Source organism: Halohasta litorea (assembly GCF_024494645.1).
Classification (GTDB): Archaea; Halobacteriota; Halobacteria; order Halobacteriales; family Haloferacaceae; genus Halohasta; species Halohasta litorea.
Genome location: NZ_JANHDJ010000025.1, coordinates 1 through 4,807, shown reverse-complemented (window position 1 = coordinate 4,807; position 4,807 = coordinate 1). Strand labels below are relative to the sequence as shown.

At 53.2% G+C, this 4,807-nt stretch carries 5 protein-coding genes and 1 pseudogene; 3 read left to right on the top strand and 3 right to left on the bottom strand.

The genetic code is table 11. The features are described from left to right. Positions 1-365: 365 nt before the first annotated feature. Positions 366-779: an HNH endonuclease gene (locus NO877_RS19605; RefSeq protein ID WP_256397977.1), complete on the top strand. Its 414-nt coding sequence runs from the start codon at positions 366-368 to the stop codon at positions 777-779. A 217-nt stretch (positions 780-996) separates the two neighbouring features. On the opposite strand, the gene NO877_RS19600 is transcribed toward NO877_RS19605, so the two are convergent. Next, complete coding sequence (locus tag NO877_RS19600; RefSeq protein WP_256397976.1) at positions 997-1,527, bottom strand: PIN domain-containing protein; 531 nt, start codon at positions 1,525-1,527, stop codon at positions 997-999. A gap of 9 nt (positions 1,528-1,536) precedes the next feature. Next, entirely contained in the window at positions 1,537-2,244 is a 708-nt protein-coding gene (locus tag NO877_RS19595) for a DUF7437 domain-containing protein (RefSeq protein WP_256397975.1), read from the bottom strand. Positions 2,245-2,679: 435 nt separating this feature from the next. Between NO877_RS19595 and NO877_RS19590 the strand changes: the two genes are divergently transcribed. Together NO877_RS19590 and NO877_RS19585 are read left to right on the top strand one after the other, a co-directional pair. Then, a complete protein-coding gene (locus NO877_RS19590) occupies positions 2,680-3,036 on the top strand; it encodes a MarR family transcriptional regulator (RefSeq protein ID WP_256397974.1) in 357 nt (118 codons plus the stop codon). 1 nt (position 3,037) lies between these two features. Next, positions 3,038-3,367, top strand: coding sequence for a type II toxin-antitoxin system PemK/MazF family toxin (locus NO877_RS19585; RefSeq protein ID WP_256397973.1), 330 nt, complete (start codon positions 3,038-3,040; stop codon positions 3,365-3,367). Between the two features lie 355 nt (positions 3,368-3,722). Here NO877_RS19585 and NO877_RS19580 read toward each other — a convergent pair. Next, a pseudogene (locus tag NO877_RS19580) lies at positions 3,723-4,679 on the bottom strand (site-specific integrase); the annotation flags it as partial. Between the last annotated feature and the right edge of the window lie 128 nt (positions 4,680-4,807).

Here is a 4,807-nt window from a genome sequence, read left to right as displayed (position 1 = left end):
CGGCATCGTCCGCTCAGTGAATCTCGTCGGCGCATCGTTCGAATTCCTCGTCGACTGCCTTGCTATTGGGGGACTCCACAGCTCTACATAAGAGCGAGATGGCATTTGAATTTCGATAGACGCTTGTGCAGTTTGGATGTGGGGTAGCGAAAACACTCCGTATAATTTTTCTGCAGTGATGTGTGCCCTGCTGGAACTGATCTGTGTTCAGCGACCAGCCTAGCAGCAATCAAACTACTACGATTTGACGAGGTATCGCCGTAATAAACTAATGTTGTTAACTAGCTACAATGTCCGAACATACGAGAAATAGAGAAGAACAGTCAACAGACCCACGAAAACGAGCAGAATGGTCTTGGATCCGAATGGAAGTCATCATCCGGGATGACTACGCATGCCAAGAATGCGGTGTTCTTGGCGGTCTCAAAGGAAATGCGCAGCTTCACGTTCACCATCTCACACCGGTCGCAGAAGGTGGTGGCAACGACCGTGATAACCTCCTCACACTGTGCCGCGACTGTCATCTCAACCGGTATCATCAGTGGAAACACCTCCGTCGTGGAGCAGTCACGAAGGTCACAGAAGACGATGAAGAAGATGAAAACGAAGGTCCAGAAGGTCCCACACCACCTGAAGGAGTCCCACACCGTGCCTACGTCACGATCAAAGAACCGAAGCCAGGCTATGAGTACTACTACTGGCAGTGGCGTGCAGACGACACATGGAAGAACGCATATATCGGTTCGGTAGAGAGCGTGGAATTCGAAAATAACGAATAACACACTCTCTGGGGACGAGTATAAACAAACCCGATGGGATCAATCATCTGCTAACACACCAATCGATACCATTTCTTATCGCCGTAAATACAAGCCGTCGAATATTCACCAGACGTGGTTGCCGTTCAGCCCGAGTGGTAGTCGTTGAGTTATCTTGCAGCTGCCCCATTCTACGGAACGGTTATACAGTTCTAAGAGGAGCTCTGCCGACAAGCGATCAAATCAGTCGCATTGAGCCACCAGGTTCGTCTCCAATGATATCGGCTAGACCGTATACCTCAATTGTCCCTGTGTACCCCTGTGCAGTGACGGCATTTTGGATGCCTTCTTTAGCTGGCTTGTCATCGGTGAGAACGATCACACCCGAAGTTGAGCGGTCTCTGACGTACTGGATCGCGAGCCCTGCAAGAATCGTGTCTGTCTTTTCGACTTCGTGTTCGGGTTTGTCAGTCATGTTCGCGATTGTCCGTCTGGCGATGTCGCTCGCTGCAACAGCATCTCCATTGGTTGGGTCTGGCGCATCGATGATCTCGGCCCATCCTTCGTCGAGTGCTGTCTGAACACGGTAAGTGTCTCGTCCACCAACCTCACCGATGACCCGGCGAGGGAGTTTCAGTACGATGCCAGCGGTCTGTACAGCAGAGCGAAACTGTACGAATTTGGTGTTTGACGGGTCACCTATCGCAATAAAGATATTCGCGTCGACAATGACCTCCTTCCCCCCGGATAGTGGTGACTCTCGACTCATCTAGCGACCTCACTCGACATCATCTGGCTGTGCTGGCGATGTTTCCTGCTCGTCGAGATCAGGGAGATCCATCTGGTTGTGGACGTCTGGGAATAGATACTCGAAATACGGGTCCTGTTCCCGACCAACGGCGAGGGCGGGCACGAGTGCGTAGATGATCATCATTGCCTCGGTATCTCGAACGTCGATCTCACTGGCAACCATCCGCTGAGTCATGTTACCCGCGTGGTGGAGGCCAGCACCACGGAGTGCCGCCACGAGCTTACCGATACCATATCGATCAAGGAAGTATTGGACGTCCTCATCGACTTCCTGAAGGGCAAATGCGTGGAGGACCGTCGGCGTAATGATGATCGGGGTGTACGGCTCAACGAGAATAACAGGCTCTGCAGTGAGCTGTTGTGGACGAGTCGAATCGTCACGCTCGACGAGGCCTAAATCGACTAACCGGTCGACGTAATCGTAGGCTGTCGATTTCGAGAGATCAAGATCGTCCATAACCTCTGGTGGCGAAACTGGTCCCCAGTAACAAACGTAGACGTAGACGCGAGCGAGAGCCGGTTGGTTGAGGAGCTTCACGAGTGTTTCGAGGCCCGGTGCATTCTCGGCAAGGAGCTCCGGCTTGAGCGTCTCCTGGTTCAAGATGTCTCTCGGTGGCGTATGGAGGGCCGAAGTGCCCCCATCTGGGCGAGGTGGCGTGTCGGGTTGATCGTCCATACCTATTAGTCCGAAGTTCACGTACTTTAGACTTGCTTCGAGTTAACTGACAGAACTACTCTGAGATATCCTCTATGTGTTTCACTGGCATACTTACTAGATGGATAACAAAATCGCTGGCTTGCTCACGGTCTTTTCGAATCGTGGAGGACAACCTAATTGCACGTTTGTATATAAAGGCGCAATTACGAGCTGTCTTACGATCCAGATCCCGCTGCTCACCGGTGGATACGCCTGTATTGGCATGATAATCTGAGTGCGAGTAGATTGACAGAGCCAACGACTGGCGTGCAAGATGCAGCGCGCGTATTCATCACTGCTCGTTCACCGAGAACGGGGATATAGATCGCTCGATACAGATTTTGATCACGAGCGTATTCCGACGGCAACAACTTTATGACGCTCTCAGACAGATACTGACATAGACAGACACTAATGCCAATCAGAATCGATTCCAGCGGAGAGGACACGCTGCCCGTTAAACCGGGCACGAACGCCCACGAACTTCTCACGGTGTTACTCGACCATCCCGACATGGGGTTCAGCCCCAAGGAACTGACGGAACTGACAGACGTTCCGTATTCCAGCGTCCACAAGACCCTCTCCCGACTCCAGGAGAAGGGACTCGTTCGGAAGGTCGATTCCTACTGGGCGGTTGCCGAGGACGTCGCAGCCTCGGAGATTGCGAACGTAGTGAGCCTCCAGCAAATCGAGGCCGAGTACGGCGATGACGCCTACGGCGACGATGACGGGTGGGCCGACGACGCGCCAGATTTAGGAGAGAACGCGTAGGATGGCCTACGCACAAGGCAGTGTCATCCTCGCGCCAGCAACGTTCAAAAGCGGGGTCCGACCGTATCTCGTCATCTCAAACCGGAACCGACCGTTCTTCGGCGATCGGTATACGGTTGCGGTCATCACGTCGACCGAGCGGGAGACGGCAGTTGAACTGACGGCCGATTCGCTCACCGAAGGCGAACTGAAGACGTATCCAAGTTACGTGAGTCCCTGGTCGCTCCATGTCTTTCCCCACCAAGAGATCACCAAGCGTGTGGCGGAGGTCGACGATGCAACCATGACTTTGATCGCAGAGAGTATACACGACCTGACCCGAGTACTGTGATGAATCGATTCTTTGTGTGTTGCACTGGCTCACCTACTAAATGAATGATTACTTCCTGATTTCCGCATCGATTCTTGCGGACCACGCTGATCGGATCAATTGCATGTTTCTGTATTAACACGCAAAAAGTCGACTCTGTACCAGTAATAGCCCTTGGTGAGAGTCAATACCATCACAGCTGATGCGTGATTCTATTGAGTAACACGCAACACGAACCAAGCAGACAAAAAATAACCCTGAAACGTCTGGCTCTCACGGAGTGTATCTGAAGTACTTCGTTGAGAAGTCTTAGGATATCAGTAGATACGGGAATATATCGACTCGACAGTAGCCATTGACAACCTTGTTTTTCGTTTTATCCATCGATCTCGTTGAGTGCTTCTGTCGCTACATCTCCAAGTTCTCCAGCCTCGATATGTGAGTACCGCTCACGAACCATCTCTTCGGAGTTATCGAGATATCGAGCTGCAACAGTGTATCCAAATGCTCGGACAAGGACTTCTCCCATCCCACGCCGGCCACCGTGGGGTGCGAGATAGTCGTGTTTCGGATGGTCAATATCGATCTCTGCGGCCTCTGAAAGTCGCTGAAGAATTGACCGTGCACCGTCAGTCGTGATTGATGGCGGTCGAATATCTGCATCGAGCGCCAGCATTAGGTCGCGAGCGTACTCCTCACGGCGTTCGGAAATTCTTTCCGGGCGTTCCCCTCGGTCTGTGAGCTCGTCCTGGACGATTCCTGCGAGCGTCCGTTGGTCGAACGTCGGAAACACCGGCCAGCGCTCTGTTGGTGGGTCCATCAGCTGACGGTAGCTCCGCAACGGTGAGATCACCGGGTCGGGGAGACTGGCGGCATCCCACTGCTGTTTCTTCCGGTAGACGTCCATACTCCCATCGTCAAGCGAGAGGTCTTCCCAGCGCACGCCCCGTCGACGCGGATCATTTGGGTCCCGAAGTAGTTCACCGACCCGAACAGCAGAATATGCGAGAACGAACACGAGTGCCCGGTCTCGGGCAGCTCTCAAGGCTGCATATCTAGCTTGTTGCTTCTCACGCGGGGCGACATCCTCTGGAAGTGAGGTGAATTCCTCGATGGCATTACGGGCTTGTTCGTCGACATATCGAGTAAGGGCGTGGCGCTGCTCGGATGTCCAGGCCTGCTGGTCGCCGGGCTTACGGCCGTCGTCCTCGGGGAGTGGCGCGGTCGCGCTGGCCCGCTGAGCATAGTGTGCTTCAAGATAGCCTTCGTTGACACACCAGCCACACCATGCAGAGATATAGCGATAATAGGTTTGTACTGTATTCTGTTTGAGTGGCTCTGTTGAATCACTAGATGGCGTCGGGACGAGTCACTAAATCGAAGGAGTTGAAGCGGGAAACTGCGGTTGTCTATGACGCAAATCTCCCGCTTCATCGGGGAAGTTGTGCCGGTTGCTCAAAG